The sequence below is a fragment of the Cellulomonas persica genome (assembly GCF_007989825.1).
Classification (GTDB): domain Bacteria; phylum Actinomycetota; class Actinomycetes; order Actinomycetales; family Cellulomonadaceae; genus Cellulomonas; species Cellulomonas persica.
In genome coordinates this window covers 84513-99308 of sequence record NZ_BJUA01000003.1, presented here as the reverse complement: position 1 = coordinate 99308, position 14796 = coordinate 84513, and the positions used below count along the sequence as shown (strand labels likewise).

At 72.0% G+C, this 14796-nt stretch carries 15 protein-coding genes; 8 read left to right on the top strand and 7 right to left on the bottom strand.

Annotated elements, in window-relative coordinates; genetic code table 11:
- Position 1: 1 nt before the first annotated feature.
- Positions 2 to 577: a TetR/AcrR family transcriptional regulator gene (locus CPE01_RS16340; protein WP_186811401.1), complete on the top strand. Its 576-nt coding sequence runs from the start codon at positions 2 to 4 to the stop codon at positions 575 to 577.
- Positions 578 to 620: 43 nt separating this feature from the next.
- Here CPE01_RS16340 and CPE01_RS03955 read toward each other — a convergent pair whose 3' ends face one another.
- Complete coding sequence (locus CPE01_RS03955) at positions 621 to 2747, bottom strand: SpoIIE family protein phosphatase (RefSeq protein WP_246783725.1); 2127 nt, start codon at positions 2745 to 2747, stop codon at positions 621 to 623.
- 150 nt (positions 2748 to 2897) lie between these two features.
- On the bottom strand, positions 2898 to 3518 hold the full coding sequence (locus CPE01_RS03950) for a DUF2231 domain-containing protein (protein ID WP_146805344.1): 621 nt from the start codon (positions 3516 to 3518) through the stop codon (positions 2898 to 2900).
- Between the two features lie 250 nt (positions 3519 to 3768).
- On the opposite strand from CPE01_RS03950, the gene CPE01_RS16590 reads away from it, so the two are divergent.
- A complete protein-coding gene (locus CPE01_RS16590) occupies positions 3769 to 3939 on the top strand; it encodes a CsbD family protein (protein WP_222592865.1) in 171 nt (56 codons plus the stop codon).
- Positions 3940 to 4138: 199 nt separating this feature from the next.
- On the top strand, positions 4139 to 4996 hold the full coding sequence (locus CPE01_RS03940) for an SDR family oxidoreductase (RefSeq protein ID WP_146805342.1): 858 nt from the start codon (positions 4139 to 4141) through the stop codon (positions 4994 to 4996).
- Between the two features lie 64 nt (positions 4997 to 5060).
- Here CPE01_RS03940 and CPE01_RS03935 read toward each other — a convergent pair whose 3' ends face one another.
- Positions 5061 to 5798 (bottom strand): class II aldolase/adducin family protein, encoded by a 738-nt coding sequence (locus CPE01_RS03935; protein WP_186811400.1) that lies wholly within the window; start codon positions 5796 to 5798, stop codon positions 5061 to 5063.
- A gap of 274 nt (positions 5799 to 6072) precedes the next feature.
- On the opposite strand from CPE01_RS03935, the gene CPE01_RS03930 reads away from it, so the two are divergent.
- The 4 genes from CPE01_RS03930 to CPE01_RS03915 are packed head-to-tail and all read left to right on the top strand — an operon-like array spanning position 6073 to position 8516.
- Positions 6073 to 6534: a hypothetical protein gene (locus CPE01_RS03930; RefSeq protein WP_146805340.1), complete on the top strand. Its 462-nt coding sequence runs from the start codon at positions 6073 to 6075 to the stop codon at positions 6532 to 6534.
- Positions 6531 to 7760, top strand: a complete 1230-nt coding sequence (locus CPE01_RS03925) for an NRAMP family divalent metal transporter (protein ID WP_146805339.1) — start codon at positions 6531 to 6533, stop codon at positions 7758 to 7760. Before CPE01_RS03930 ends, CPE01_RS03925 begins: the two co-directional genes overlap by 4 nt.
- The gene (locus CPE01_RS03920) at positions 7757 to 8173 is read left to right on the top strand and encodes a hypothetical protein (RefSeq protein ID WP_246783724.1); all 417 of its coding nucleotides are present in this window, start codon (positions 7757 to 7759) and stop codon (positions 8171 to 8173) included. The genes CPE01_RS03925 and CPE01_RS03920 overlap by 4 nt, the downstream gene beginning before the upstream one ends.
- On the top strand, positions 8160 to 8516 hold the full coding sequence (locus tag CPE01_RS03915; RefSeq protein WP_146805338.1) for a PRC-barrel domain-containing protein: 357 nt from the start codon (positions 8160 to 8162) through the stop codon (positions 8514 to 8516). The genes CPE01_RS03920 and CPE01_RS03915 overlap by 14 nt, the downstream gene beginning before the upstream one ends.
- Before the next feature lie 271 nt (positions 8517 to 8787).
- Here CPE01_RS03915 and CPE01_RS03910 read toward each other — a convergent pair whose 3' ends face one another.
- Positions 8788 to 9060 (bottom strand): hypothetical protein, encoded by a 273-nt coding sequence (locus CPE01_RS03910; RefSeq protein ID WP_146805337.1) that lies wholly within the window; start codon positions 9058 to 9060, stop codon positions 8788 to 8790.
- Between the two features lie 361 nt (positions 9061 to 9421).
- Between CPE01_RS03910 and CPE01_RS03905 the strand changes: the two genes are divergently transcribed.
- Positions 9422 to 10584 (top strand): IS3 family transposase gene (locus CPE01_RS03905; protein ID WP_246783723.1). Its coding sequence is split into 2 segments (ribosomal slippage): positions 9422 to 9683 and positions 9683 to 10584, totalling 1164 coding nucleotides; the frame shifts between segments, so codons are not numbered across the junction.
- Between the two features lie 83 nt (positions 10585 to 10667).
- Here the strand turns inward: CPE01_RS03905 and CPE01_RS03900 are convergent.
- The 3 genes from CPE01_RS03900 to CPE01_RS03890 all read right to left on the bottom strand — a co-directional run bounded on the left by CPE01_RS03900 (position 10668) and on the right by CPE01_RS03890 (position 14681).
- Complete coding sequence (locus CPE01_RS03900) at positions 10668 to 10997, bottom strand: hypothetical protein (protein ID WP_146805336.1); 330 nt, start codon at positions 10995 to 10997, stop codon at positions 10668 to 10670.
- Positions 10994 to 12010 (bottom strand): Hint domain-containing protein, encoded by a 1017-nt coding sequence (locus CPE01_RS03895; RefSeq protein WP_146805335.1) that lies wholly within the window; start codon positions 12008 to 12010, stop codon positions 10994 to 10996. Before CPE01_RS03895 ends, CPE01_RS03900 begins: the two co-directional genes overlap by 4 nt.
- Positions 12011 to 12134: 124 nt before the next feature.
- On the bottom strand, positions 12135 to 14681 hold the full coding sequence (locus CPE01_RS03890) for an MMPL family transporter (RefSeq protein WP_146805334.1): 2547 nt from the start codon (positions 14679 to 14681) through the stop codon (positions 12135 to 12137).
- Between the last annotated feature and the right edge of the window lie 115 nt (positions 14682 to 14796).

Below are 14796 nucleotides of genomic sequence, written 5' to 3'. Positions count from 1 at the left end.
CGTGCCGCGCGGAGACGCCGCGCCGGAGCGGCTCGTCGCCTCCGCGCTGCGCCTGTTCGCCCGGCACGGGGTCGCCGGCACGTCGCTGCAGATGATCGCCGACGACCTCGGCGTCACGAAGGCGGCGGTGTACTACCACTTCCGCACGAAGGACGCGGTGGTGCACGCCGTCCTCGCGCCGGCGTTCGCCGGTTTCGCCGAGCTGCTCGACGAGGTCGAGCGCCACCCGCAGCCGCAGCGCGCGGCGCTGCTCGTCGACGGCCTGGCCCGGCAGGCGGTGCAGCACCGCGCGCTGTACTCGGTGGTGCTGCGGGACGTCGCCGCTGCGCAGCTCGGGCGGCGGTCCGCGGCGCACACGGGGCTGTGGGACCGCCTGCGCGCCACGCTCGCCGGGCCCCAGGCCGACGGGGGCACGCTCGTCGGTGCCGCGATGTTCCTGTCCGGGCTCGTGGGGCCGGCTGTCGACCCGGACGTGCTCGCGCTCGACGACGACGTCCTCGAGCGGGCGATCCGGTCGGCCGGGCGCAGGCTCCTCGGGCTCGACGGCGTCGACGCGACCGACGCGCCTCGGCGCTGACCGCGAGCTGCCGCGTCGCTCTGCGGCGCCGGCTCCCGCGGGATCAGGTCTGCGGCTTGAGGTGGACGACGAGCAGGGCGACGTCGTCGTCGGGCGCGCCGCCCGGGGTGAGCCGCTCGAGCAGCTCGTCGACCAGGCGCTCCACGTCGAGCAGGGAGACCGAGCCAGCAGGAGGCTCGGCGAGCGGCAGCGCGTCGCGCACGGCCGCGAGGAGGCCGTCGATGCTCGCGCGCAGGTTCTCCCCGCGCCGCTCGACGAGCCCGTCGGTGTAGAGCACGACGGTCGACCCGCGCGGCACCTCGAGCGTGTGGTCGGTCCTCGTCGTGGTGGGGTCCAGGCCGAGCACGAGCTCGTACGGTCGGCTCTCGAGCAGCGACACCGTCCCGTCGGCCGCGATGAGCACCGGGGGCGGGTGGCCGGCGTTGGTCCAACGCAGAGTCGTGGTCCCCTGCGCGCGCTGCTCGTCGCTCTGCTCGAGCCGCATCAGCACCGCGGTGGCCATCGCGTCGATGCGCAGCGCGCTCGTCGCCGAGTCGAGGTCGCTCAGCACCTTCGCGGGAGCACCGTCGGAGGTGTGCGCGATCCCGCGCAGCAGCGTGCGCAGCTGGCTCATGGCGGCTGCGGCGGGCGTGTCGTGCCCCATGACGTCGCCGATCGCCACGACGGTGTGCCCGCAGGGCTGCACGAACGCGTCGTACCAGTCGCCGCCGACCTGAGCCGCCTCGGCCGCCGCGACGTACCGCACGACGACGTCCAGGTCGTCGGGCTGCGCGGGTGCCGCGAGCAGCGAGCGCTGGAGCCCGACCGCGATGTCCCGCTGGCCCTGGTAGAGCCGGGCGTTGTCGAGCGCCATGCCCGCGCGGTCGGCGAGCTGGACCAGCAGCGTCACGTCCTCGGGGGCGAGGTCCGGGTTGTCCTCGTCGAGGAACAGCGTGATCGCCCCGACCGTGCGCTCGCGTGCGCGCATCGGGACGGCGTACGCGGTGCGCGGCGCGAGCTCGCGCAGCACGTCGCGCGCGGAGCCGGTCAGCACGCGGCCGATCGACTCGGTCGCGTCCGGCACGATCACGGGCTCACCCGTGCGCAGCGCACGGAACAGGTAGGAGTCGGCCGAGAGCGCGTTGATCCGCAGCGACGCGTAGGTCGTGACCGTCTCGCGCAGCGCCGGGTCGTGGTGCCACGCGGCGATGTCGCGCAGCTGGCGGTGGTCCTCGGACATCGTCACGAGGCACCACGTGCCGAACGCGGGCACGATGTGCCCGGCGAGGCGGCGGACCGCCTCCTCGGTCTCGAGCGTCGAGCTCAGGTCGTCGCTGACAGCCGCGAGCAGCGCGAGCCGCCGCGACGAGGCCTGGGCGAGCTCGTGCGCCGCGCGCGCCTCCTCCTGCGCCGCGTGGCGAGCCGTCACGTCGTCGAGGTACACCGACAGCCCGTCCGGACCCGGCCACGCCAGCGCCTCGAACCAGCGCCTCAGCGTCGGCGAGTACGCCTCGAACGCGCGCGGCTTGCCGTCGGCCGCGGCCCCGCGGTAGTTCTCCGCGAACTCCGTTCCGGCGGCCTTGGGAAACAGGTCCCACATGACGGCGCCGAGCAGCTCGTCGCGCGGCATCCCGAGGAGCTGCTGCGTTGCGGAGTTGACGTAGGAGAACCGCCACTCGTCGTCGAGCAGGAAGAACGCTCCGGGCATCGTCTCGAGCACGCGGTCGACGCGTGCCTCGGCGTCGTGCTCGGTCGTCGTGTCGTACGCCGCACCCAGGAGCCGGACGGCGCGCCCGTCGGGCCCCGCCAGGACGAGCCCGCGTGCCTTGACCCACCGGATCGTCCCGTCGCCGCGCACCGCGCGGTACTCCGCGACGTACGACGAGGCGTTCTCGATCGCCGCCCCGAGCGCTTCCTGCACGCGCGGGACGTCATCGGGGTGGACGAGCGCCTGGAACGCCTCGATCGTGCTGCCGAACTCCTCGCGGCTCACGCCGAAGATCTCGAGCAGCTGGTCGTCCCAGTCGAGCCGACCGGTCGTCAGGTCCCAGTCGAAGCTGCCGACCCCGCCTGCGCTCACCGCGAGCTGCCATCGCAGCCGGTCGGTCTCGTACCGCGCGGTGAGTGCCGCCAGCGCTGCCTGCGCCTCGGACGGCTCGTCGAGGCGGCCGGGCTCGGTCATGTCGACCATCCACGCCCCTCTCACCGCCGTGTCTCCACGAGCAGGATAGGGGCCGGTCGGCCACAGCGTCGCAGGCTCGAACCATACGGCCTCGTTCGTCCCGTGTGCTAGAGGCCACGTGATGGACCCGCGGCGACCACGACGTGGATGGCGATGCGGTCAGCCAGCGAGACGTTCGGCGCCCGAGCTCTCCGGCTCGACCGGGTCGCTGTGCGGCGCGTGCCGGACGACGGTCATGTGGCCGCCCAGGTAGCCGCTCGCCCCGAGCACGCTGCCCGCGACCAGCGCGACGGCCACGCCCGCCGTCCGACGGCCACGCCGGCGCAGGAGCCAGGAGGTCCCGTACAGCGTCGTCGCGACGACGTTGAGGGCGGCGTGGGCGACCCCCACCCGCCGCACGGCCGGGTCACGGACCTCGGTCGTCGCCCAGTCCACGAGCCCGGTCAGGGCGGTCGGGGCGACGGCGAGCACGCCCATCCCCAGCAGCCGGTCCGCGGCACGGTGACCGGCGACCGGCGCCAGCAGGTCCAACGCGGTCGACGAGACCCACAGGCCGATCGGGAGGTCGGTGAGGAGCGGATGCGCCGCGTGGCCGATCGGCGCACCGCGCAGCAGGGCCGCCACCCGCGGCGCTCCCAGCAGCGGCGCGGCGAGCCCGCGGGCCGCTGCGGCGGGCCTGTCGAGGGCGGGCGTCGTCTCCAGGCGCGCGACAGCGTCCCTGAGCGCAGCACCGAGCCGTTCCAGGCCGTCCTGCCCGGGTACGCGAGCGTCCGTCGTCATGCGTCCTCCTGAGGCGGTCGGACCGGTCCAGGACCGGTCGGCGGCGACGACGTGGTGCGCTCCGCCGCGCGGTCGGCACCCGTCATCGTCACCCGGACGAGCGCGTCGCGCACGCCGGTCGGCTCGACGTGCGGGACGCCGCGGACGTGCTTATGGTCGATCGGCGGCAGGCCTGACGGAGGGCCCTCCGCACACCCCCTGCCGATGCCGCACAACCTGCGGCGAGGTCGACGACGAAAGGGTGATCGCTGTGGGATTTGACGACAAGGTCGAGCACAAGGGCGAAGAGGTCAAGGGCAAGGCCGAGGAGCTGGCCGGGAAGGCCACGGGCGACCGCGACCTCGAGGCCGAGGGCAAGGGTGACCAGACCGCGGCCAAGATCAAGCAGGTCGGCGACGACGTCAAGGACGTCTTCCGCTGACGGGGAGGAACCACCTGCGCCGCGTGTGACGCGGCCGTCGGAGACCCGCGAGCGGGGTTCAGCGAGAGCTGGCCGAGCAGCCGACACGGGGACGCCCAGTGCGGGCGAGCCCGGTCGCCGCACGCGGGTCTCGCCCTGTCCGGGCACCGTCCGTGCAGTCCGGGCACCGTCCCGGCAGGACGCCAACCCAGGAGGAACCATGAACGACGCCGTACGACCCGCCCAGCAGCAGGACCCGCCGGGCCTGACCGCCCCAATGACCCCCCAGCCCGACCACGGTGAGCAGAGCTACGTCGGTCACGGGCTGCTCGAGGGCAAGCGTGCCCTCATCACCGGAGGCGACTCCGGGATCGGCCGTGCCGTCGCGATCGCCTATGCCCGCGAGGGCGCCGACGTCGCGATCAGCTACCTCCCGGAGGAGCAGGAGGACGCCGACGAGACCGCGCGCTGGGTCCGGGAGGCCGGCCGCACGTGCGTGCTGGTGCCGGGGGACATCCGCGACGAGCAGACCGCGCGCGGTGTCGTGACCGACGCCGTCGAGGGTCTCGGCGGGCTCGACGTCCTGGTGAACAACGCCGGCTACCAGATGGCTCGTCGGGACTCGTTCGCGGACGTCACGACGGACGACCTCGACCGCGTGATGAAGACCAACCTCTACGCGCTGGTGTGGATCACGCAGGAGGCCGTGCCGCACCTGGGCGAGGGTTCCGCGATCGTCAACTGCTCCTCGATCCAGGCGTTCCAGCCCTCGCAGTCCCTCGTCGACTACGCCTCGACCAAGGCCGCGATCAACAACCTCACGGTCAACCTGGCGGCCGAGCTCGGCGAGAAGGGCATCCGCGTCAACGCGGTCGCCCCCGGGCCCATCTGGACGCCGCTGCAGCCCGCGACGCAGCCGCCCGAGAAGGTCGAGAAGTTCGGCCTGGACACGCCCCTGGGCCGGGCGGGCGAGCCCGCCGAGGTGGCGCACGCGTTCGTGTTCCTGGCCTCCCCCGTGACCGGCTCGTACGTGTCCGGCACGGTGCTGGGCGTGACCGGCGGGAAGCCGGTCTTCTAGGACCGACGCGCGTGCAGCTCGCGCGGCGTGCCCGACGTCTCGTGTCGGGCACGCCGTCGCGACGTCAGCGGCGTGCGTCCTCCCCCGCGACGAAGTGGTCGAGCAGCGCCTGGAACTGCGCGTGGGCTGAGGCGGGCGTCAGCTGCCACGTCGCCAGCACGGCGTCGTCGACGAGGCGCACGCGGCCCGCCGCCTCCGCGACCAGCTGCGCATGGGCCGCTCGCTCGACGGCGACGAACCAGTACGCCGCCTCCGCGATCGTCGCCCCGAACGTCGCGGCTCCGTGCGCGCGCTGGATCAGCACGCGGGCCGTCGGGCCGATCGCCTCGGTGATCGGCTGGTCGAACGACTCGCGCAACGCCTGGACCGGCGCCAGCCACGCCGCGTCGGTGGTGATCGGGTCCAGCAGGCCACCCGCGCTCGACCACGCGAAGATGTACGGCGCGTGCACGTGGAAGCCGGCCGCGAGGTCCGGTCGCGCGCGGTGCACCTCGACCTGGCTCTGGTAGCCGGCGGCCGAGTGCCGCCCCTCGACGACGGCGCCGTCGGCGTCGACGAGCACGAGGTCGTCCTCGGTGACCGCCGCGAACGGCAGCCCCGCAGGGTTGACCCAGTAGCGCTCCTGCGGGCCGGGGTCACGCACGGTCGCGTGCCCGGCGAGGCCGAACTGGTACCCGTGCGCACCGAACCAGCGCAGCGTGGCGGCCAGGTCGCGGCGGATCGTCGCGCGCTGCTGGTCGAGGTCCTTGGCGGTCGGCGTGCTGTCGGTGGCGGTGCTCGTCGTGAGCGTCTGCGTGGTCATGGCTCTCCAGCGTTCGTCCGGCGTCGTGGACGCGGCACTGCGCGCGCTCCAGGGACGCACTCGGTGCCCGCCCGACGCGCGTCGGACGCCGCCCCGCCCGCCGAGCCATACGGCGGAGCACCCGCGCCGAACGACACCGGAGCGCATCCGAGGTGTCAACCAGGTCGCGGCGCCGTCTTGCCGCATGAGACCGCGCCGCGCGGAGTGCGCGGCTCGTCGCGGCGTACCGGTCCTTCCAGGTGCGGTTCCGCACGTGGCAGCAGACGATGCACCCATGCGACCGCGCTCTGGACCTTCCCCGGTCGCGGTCGGCGTCGCCTCGGTCGTGCTGGTGCTTGCCGGCTGCGCGTCCGGGCCGTCGTCGGCCGACGACCGCGCGGCCGAGAACCTCACGGCCGCGCTCGACGAGGCCGCCTCGGGTGTCGAGGTCGCCACCCTCGTCGTCCGGCTGGTCGACGACGACCGGACGACGACGCCCGTCGCGGACGTCACGCTGCGCGACGCCCTGCAGGACGTCGGCGGCGCGCACGACCGACTCGCGCTCGACGTGCCCGTGCAGTCCGAGCACGACGCGCGCGACCGCGCGCTGACCGCCGTCGCGGACGCGACCCGCGCGGTGGCCGACGCTCGCTCGTGGGTCAACGGGGTCTCCCCCAGCACCGCTGCACAGGTCGACGAGGCGCTGCGTGCGGCCGCCGACGCGATCGAGTCCGTCACCGCGGAGCTCGGCGGATGAAGAAGATCTTCGCGGTCGCCCTCGGTGTCCTCACGGCGATCGGCGGGTTCGTCGACATCGGCGACCTGGTGACCAACGCCGTCGTCGGCGCGCGGTTCGGCATGTCGCTCGTGTGGGTCGTCGTCGTGGGCGTCGTCGGGATCTGCCTGTTCGCGCAGATGTCCGGACGGGTCGCCGCGGTGAGCGGCCGCGCGACATTCGAGATCATCCGCGAGCGCCTCGGTCCCCGCGTGGGCGGCGCGAACCTGGTCGCGTCGTTCCTCGTCACGGTCCTGACGCTGACCGCGGAGATCGGCGGCATCGCGCTCGCGCTCGAGCTCGCGAGCAGCGTCGAGCGGCGGCTGTGGATCCCGTTCGCGGGGCTGGCCGTGTGGCTCGTGCTGTGGCGCGTGAAGTTCTCGGTGCTCGAGAACGTGGCCGGGCTGCTCGGGCTCACGCTCGTCGTCTTCGCCGTCGCGCTGTTCCAGCTCGGCCCGGACTGGGGCGAGCTCGTCGACCAGGCCGTGCACCCACGCGTGGTCGAGGGCGAGGGCGTGCCGACGTACTGGTACTACGCGATCGCGCTGTTCGGGGCGGCGATGACGCCGTACGAGGTGTTCTTCTTCTCCTCCGGGGCCCGTGAGGAGAAGTGGACCGCGAAGGACATCAAGCAGTCCCGCGTCAACGTCGTCGTCGGGTTCCCGCTCGGCGGTCTGCTGTCCATCGCGATCGCCGGGTGCGCGGCCGTCGTCTTCCTGCCGCGCGCGATCGACGTGACCTCGCTGTCCCAGATCACGCTGCCCGTCGCGATGGCCGGCGGCAAGCTCCTGCTCGCGCTGGTGATCCTCGGCATCGTGGCCGCGACGTTCGGTGCCGCGCTCGAGACCGCGCTGTCCACCGGCTACACGCTCGCGCAGTACTTCGGCTGGTCGTGGGGCAAGTTCCACCGCCCCGCGCAGGCCACGCGGTTCCACACCGCGATGCTCGTCGCGGTGCTCGTCGGCACCCTGGTGCTGCTCACGAACGTCGACCCGATCGCGGTCACCGAGTACTCGGTGGTCTTCTCCGCGATCGCGCTGCCGCTGACGTACCTGCCGATCCTCGTCGTCGCGAACGACCGCGAGTACATGGGTGAGCACGTCAACGGCCGCACGACGAACGCGCTCGGCCTGGTCTACCTCGTCATCATCGTCGCCGCGTCCCTGGCGGCGATCCCCCTGATGATCGCGACAGGAGCAGGCGGATGAGCCCACGGCTGCGGCGCCACGAGCGCCCCTTCCCGCCCGACGAGCAGCTGCCCGACCCGCCGCAGCCGGCCGGGCTCGTGCTCGACGCACGCCTGCACCTGCTCGACCGTCAGCTCGACGACGTGGAGGGCACCCCGGTCATGACGATCGACGACCTCGAGCTCGAGACCGACGCCGACGGCCTCACGACGGTCGTCCACCTCCTCAGCGGACCCGTGCTCGCCACACGCATCTTCGGCGGCCGCCCGCCGCGCGACCGGTGGCACCGCGTCGCCTGGCGGCACGTCGCCGACGTCGGCACCGTCGTGCGGCTCGGCATCCGCGGCGACGGACTCGACGTCCTGTGGGTCGAGCGGTGGCTGCGCGACCATGTCATCGGCCGGATCCCCGGAGGCCGTCATGCTCCTGAGTGACCTGCTCGACGCACCCGTGCACGACGCCGACGGCCGCGCCCTCGGCTTCGTCGTCGACGTGCGACTCGTCCTCGACGGACCCCTCGACGGCGTCCTGGCCGCACCACGCCTGCACGGCCTGCTCGTGAGCCCACGCACCGGATCCTCGTTCCTCGGCTACGAACGCACCGACGAGAACTCCCCCGCCCTGCTCGCCCGCTGGCTACGCCACCGCCACCGCGGCACCTTCCTCGTCCTGTGGGACGACGTCCTCCCACCCGACGAGACCCACACACCGCCCGCACCAACCATCACTCTCCGCCATGACTACCGTCGCTGGAGCCCAGCCCTCCCACAGCACTGAGCTGACCCCGATCGGCACAGGTCGACCGCCATCCTCGTCGCGCGCTTCCGCATCTCGTCCGGGTAGTTCATCGGTGCTGCCGTGACTCTCATCCTCCGTGGGTTGAGAGACTCCATCGGAACCGGGGCGGTTCACTCGACGGCTCAGGGAAGTGTCAACGAGCCAACGGGGTCCTCGTCACATGCCCACCGCGGCGGCGGGGACACAGGCCACGGCGGCAGCGAGCCGCGCCAGCGAAGCTCGCTGCACAGGGCCCTTCACCCCTCGAGGCTCACTGCCGCCCGCACCCGTGTTCACGTTCTTCCGAGGGATGGCGGAGGGCACTCAGAGCCCGCTCAACGACCTCGCGCAGTTCCTTCGGGCCGCAGTAGGGTGCACCCGCCCCCGGCGCGTACATGGAGAGCATGTAGACGAGTTCTTCGAGACGCTCGTCGCCGAGGTAGTCGTCGAGTACCACACCTTCGAGAAGGCTCGCCGCCTGGCGTGACTCGTCCCCCTGCAGCACACGCTGTGCGGCCGCCTCGAATCTCGATGTCGGGTTCACGGAACCATCACCGTGACGATGTGCTGGCCCGATCCTGAACCGCGGACCACCACGAAGCTCTTCCCCTGACTGACACGGACAGTGTCGCGCAGTGGATCGTAGCGGAGAGCGGTCGGGCTATCGAGGATGTCGTCGACGCGCGAGAGAGCTGTCGGCCCGCGCCCGGCCGCCCCGTTGACGATGCGGTCCGCTGCGTGTGCGCTGACGGTACGTCCGCCTGGCGTCGTCGCGAAGCCCTCACCCGCTTGGCCGAGTAGGTTCCGGGACGCGGCTTGAGGCGAGTACGGAACCACATCGGGACTGCTGCAGGGCTGGTTGACACTCCATCTGTGGGACGAGGTCCCGCTGGAAGGATGTCGCTGTGCCCAAGAAGTTCCCGCCTGAGTTCAAGCGTGACGTCGTGCGGGTTGCCCGTCGTGGCGATCTGAGCCACGCCGAGGTCGCGGCCGACTTCGACATCTCCATCGAGTCGGTGCGGCGCTGGATCCGCCAGGCCGACATCGACGACGGCGTCGTGGACGGCAAGACCACCAGCGAGCAGAACGAGCTGGTCCAGTTGCGGCGGGAGAAGCGCCGGTTGGAGATGGAGAACGAGATCCTGCGCCGCGCCGCGGCCTACTTCGCCGCCGGCTCGCTCCCAAAATGAGCTACCCGCTGGTCCGTGACCTGGCCGCCGAGGGCATCCCGGTGCGGTTGACCTGCGGGGTGCTCGGCCACTCGAGGCAGGCGTACTACGCCTGGCTCGCGCAGCCCGTCGGCGCCCGGGAGCTGCAGGACGCCTATCTGACCAACGCGTTGCTCGACGCCCATGGCGACGACCCGGAGTTCGGCTACCGGTTCCTGACCGACGAGCTCGAGCGCGCCGGGCACGACGTCGGCGAGCGTCGCGTCTGGCGGCTGTGCTCGCAGCAGAGGCTGTGGTCGACGACCGTGCGCAAGGGCCGGCGCGGCAACGGCAAGTCGCCGGGGCCAGCGGTCCACGACGACCACGTCCAACGCAACTTCGCCGCCGCCGAGCCGGACCAGGTCTGGGTCACCGACATCACCGAGCACCCCACCGCCGAGGGCAAGCTCTACTGCTGCGCGATCAAGGACCTGTTCAGCAACCGGATCGTCGGCTACTCGATCGACGAGCGGATGACCGCCCAGCTCGCCGTCACCGCGCTGCGCACCGCGGTCGCCCGCCGTCAGCCAACCGGTGTCGTGGTGGTGCACTCGGACCGAGGCTCGCAGTTTCGAGCCCGGAGCTTCCGGGCGGTGCTGACCGCTGCCGGTCTGCAGGGATCGATGGGTCGGGTCGCGTCCGCGGGCGATAACGCCGCCATGGAGTCCTGGAACGCGCTGCTCCAGAAGAACGTCCTCAACCGTCACTGCTGGGCGACCCGCGACGAGCTGCGCGACGCGATCGTGTTCTGGGTCGAGCGGACCTACAACCGTCGCCGGCGCCAGCGCGTCCTCGGCAAGCTCACCCCGGTCGAGTTCGAGCTCGCATTCACCGCTCAGAACGCCGCCCTTGCGGCATGATCACCACTCGCCCGGTGTCAACCGACCCTGCAGCAGTCCCGACGTCAGCGGGTCGGCCTCAACACGTCGTCGACAGACGCTCTCTACTCGGCACGGAAGTTCGCGACGTTCACGAAGTACACCCGGTTCAGCCCCGCATCCTCGGCGCCGAAGGAGTACCGGCGCTCGTCGAGCAGCAGCTCCTCAGCCAACTCACGAGGTGCAGGGCTCGGGTCCGCCGACCACTGCCCGAACCACACCTGGATCCGGTCCTGCGCCAAGAGGTCGGCCAGCGCGCGGGAGACGAGACCGACCGCTTTCCCTTCCTCGACAAGCGGGCGTACCTCCGGCGTGTCGAGGATCTCGGGAAGAGGGATCCAGTCTTCGAGCCCGAGTTCCAGCAGCGCTTCGTGCAGTGGTGTCAGGCCGGTCATAGTGCCTCCAGGGGGATTCGCTGGCCCGCGTTCGGCCCGCCGAAGAAGCGTAGGTAGGGCCCGGCTTTCACCCCTGACTGCCCCGTAACTCCCTCGGGCAGAACGCGGAACCCAACGGAGCGGTTGGTGCCCGGTGCGTAGTAGCGCGTCGCAGGATTCGCGGCGCCCGCCCTGCCCGGCAAGACTTCGTAGCCGGCGTTTCTGGCCAGGTCGTCGACTTGGCTCGCCGTCAGGCCGTCCATCGCTGAGGGGGTCGTGACGACGTCGGTCGAGGCGACGACGGACCTCGCACCTCCGCCTGCTGCTTCTGCGGCCTGGCCGCAGTTGTGGACGAGGGTAGCGGTGTTGCCGGCGAGCACGTAGTACGTGTGCAGATCGGTGATGGTGAGGTTGTGGGCCGGGGCGTAGCGGCTGTTGGCCACGTCCAGGCCGTCGATGGTGGCGGTCGTGCCGGTCGCCGTCAGGACTTCCTCGCCCGGTGTCAGGTGATCGGCGCGTTCGAACTGCTGGTCGGTGACGGACCAGAACGGGTAGTCCTCGGAGGTCCGCAGGACCGCGCCGTCCACGACCAGGTCGACCAGTGCGTCGTCGTGCACGTGAACGGCCTCGACGGGCTTCCCGGCTTGTGTCCCGTCGACCGGGTCGGCGGCCAGGACCTCGTCGCCTACCTCGATCTCGGCGATCGGCTTCGTCGTGCCGTCAGCAAGCAGCACGCGTGTGTCCGCCGCGAACGACATCAACGCACACGCGCCACCCTCGAGCGCGTCGTCAGCGGACGAGGCCGCCTTCGACCCCGCCGAGCGGGCGGTGCTGGTGGCGCGCTTGGCGACTGTCTTGACCGCGTCGCCCGCCTTCCTGGCCGCGGAAGCGACCGCACCGCCGGCCTTGGCGGTTGCCGTGCGCACACTGTTCGAGACGGACGCGGCGAGGGTCTTGGCGATCGGGGCGACGGCCTTGCCGATCACGCCACCCGCAGCACCCAAGACCCCGCCGACGACCATGTCGGTGGCCAACGAGTTCCACGAGAAGGCCTGGGTGTGCTGGACCTTGGACTTCCACAGGTTCGTGACCGCACCACCGACCGCCCAGCCGCCGCAGCGGCACAGCGGACCGACTCAGCTCCCCACCTGCCGGAGGTCAGGCGGTCGGGGTGGGCTCCGGGGTCGGGGTGCCGCCGGGGATGCCCGGGTGGCGGCGCTCGAGCTTGGCGCCCTCGACGTCGACGTCCGGCATGACGCGGTCGATCCAGCTCGGCAGCCACCAGGCCTTGTCACCGGCGAGGTGCAGGACCGCGGGCATGATCAGCATGCGCACGACGAACGCGTCGAGCAGCACGCCGAACGCGAGCGCGAAGCCGAGCGGTCGGATGACGGCGAGGTGGGAGAAGATGAACCCGCCGAACACCGAGATCATGATGATCCCGGCCGCGGTGACGACGGCCCGGCCCGCGTGCAGGCCCTCCATGACCGCGTTGCGCGCGGGGATGCCGTGCGCGTACGCCTCGCGCATGCCCGAGGTCAGGAACAGCTGGTAGTCCATCGCCAGGCCGAACAGGATCCCGACGAGCAGCGTCGGCAGGAAGCTGAGGACCGGGCCCGGGTTCGAGACGCCGAACACGTCCGCGAACCAGCCCCACTGGTAGACCGCCGTCACGCCACCCATCGCCGCGAACAGCGAGAGCACGAAGCCGCCGGTCGCGACGATCGGCACGAGGAACGAGCGGAACACCGCGATGAGGATGAAGATCGACAGGCCGATGACGACCGCGAGGTAGACGGGCAGCGCGTCGGCGAGCTTCTCGGAGATGTCGATGTCCGCGCTCGCGTTGCCGGCCACGGCGAAGGTGCCCTCGCCGCCGTCGACGGCCAACGCGCGCAGCGTGTGGACGAGCTCGGTGGTCGTCTCGCTGTCGGGGCCGTTGGCCGGGACGACCTGGAAGACGAGCATGTCGCGCTCGTCGTTGGTGCCCACGGGGGCGACGGCGACGACGTCGGTCTGCTCCATGAGCTGGCCGCCGATGCGCGCCTGGACGGACACGAGCTCGTCCTCGCTCACGGGCTCGGGCACGTCCGCCACGACGACGAGCGGGCCGTTGACGCCCGCGCCGAACGCCTTCGAGACCGCGGTGTAGGCGCGGTACTGCGTGGACTCGACCGGCTCGGACGCACCGGTCGGCAGGCCGAGGCGCATCGACAGCGCGGGCAGTGCGATGACGACGAGCACGCCGATGCCCGCGACGATCGAGATCCAGGCACGGCCGTTGCCGATGGGCTTGGCCGGCTCGTGCGCGACCGGCGCCGTGGTCTCGTCGCGGTGCTTCTTGGGCAGGATCCGGCGGCCGAGCAGTCCGAGCATCGCGGGCGTGAGCGTGATCGCGACCAGCACCGCGACGAGGATGCTGAACGCGGCGACGGTGCCCATGAGGCCCAGGAAGCCGATGCCGGTGAGGTTGAGCCCCAGCAGCGCGATGAGCACGGTCGTGCCCGCGAACACCACCGCGTTGCCGGACGTGCCGTTCGCGAGCCCGACGGACTCGTGCACGTCCATGCCCATCTTCAGCTGACGCCGGTGCCGGTTGAGGATGAACAACGTGTAGTCGATGCCGACGGCCAGGCCGAGCATCGCGCCGAGCACCGGGGTCACCGAGGTCATCTGGACCGCGCCGGAGAACGCCATCGAGGCCGCGGCAGCCACACCCACGCCGACGAGCGCGTTGAGCAGCGGCAGGCCGGCGGCGACGAACGTGCCGAGCATGACGACGAGCACGATCCCGGCGACGAGGACGCCGACCGCCTCAGCGGTGCCGCCCAGCGAGATGGAGCCCTGCGCGATCTCGGCCGAGAAGTCGGCCGTGACGCCCTCGGGGGTCGCGGCCGTGATCGCGGACTCGACGGCCTCCTTCGTCGCGTCGGGGATCTCGTGCTGCGGGAGCTCGAACGAGACCGTGCCGACCGCGGTCGAGCCGTCGCCGGAGACGAAGCGGATCTCGGACGCCATGTCGAGCAGGGCGCGGGCGTCGGCGAGCTGCGGGGCCTGCGCCTCGAGCTGCGCGCGGTTCTGGTCGATCGTCGCCTGCTGCGCGTCGATCTCGGCCTGCTGCGCGTCGAGCGCGGCCTTCTGGGCGTCGAGCTCGGCCTGGCCGGCCTCGGTCTGGGGGTTCTGGCCGACGGCGGCGACGGTCGCGTCGAGCTGTGCCTGCGCGGCGTCGAGCTGCGCGCGGCCGGCGTCGAGCTGCGCCTGGCCGTCGTCGAGCTGCTGCTGACCCGCGTCGAGCTGCGCGCGCCCGTCGGTCACCTGCTTCTCGCCCTCGGCGACCTTTGCCGCCTGCTCGGCGCGCTGCGCCTCGGTGGCGAACGGGTCGTTCACCATCACGACGCCGTCGATCTCGGCGACCTGCGCGAGCGCGTCGCCGATGCCGGCCTGCTGCTCGTCGGTGAGCGCGGAGCCGTCCGTGCTGACGAACACGACGCGACCCGTCGCGCCGCTCGCGGCGGGAAGCTCCTCGGCGAGACGGTCGGTGACCTCCGCGGTGGGCGTCCCGGGGATCTCGATGGCCTCGGTGAGCGTGCCGCCGAAGGTCAGGAACGCGCCGACGGCGAGCCCGAGCGCGGCGAGCCAGGCGCCGATGACGAGCCACGCGCGGTGCGCCGCGAACTTGCCGAGCCGATAGAGCATCTCCGCCATGAGGGGGTGTCCTCCCGCCGGCTCCGCCGGCTCGTCGCCACGCACGGCTGGTCGCCGCATCGGTCCTCGGGCATCGTAGGCCGAAAGTTGATGGGGCTCATCCGGTTGTGGCCGT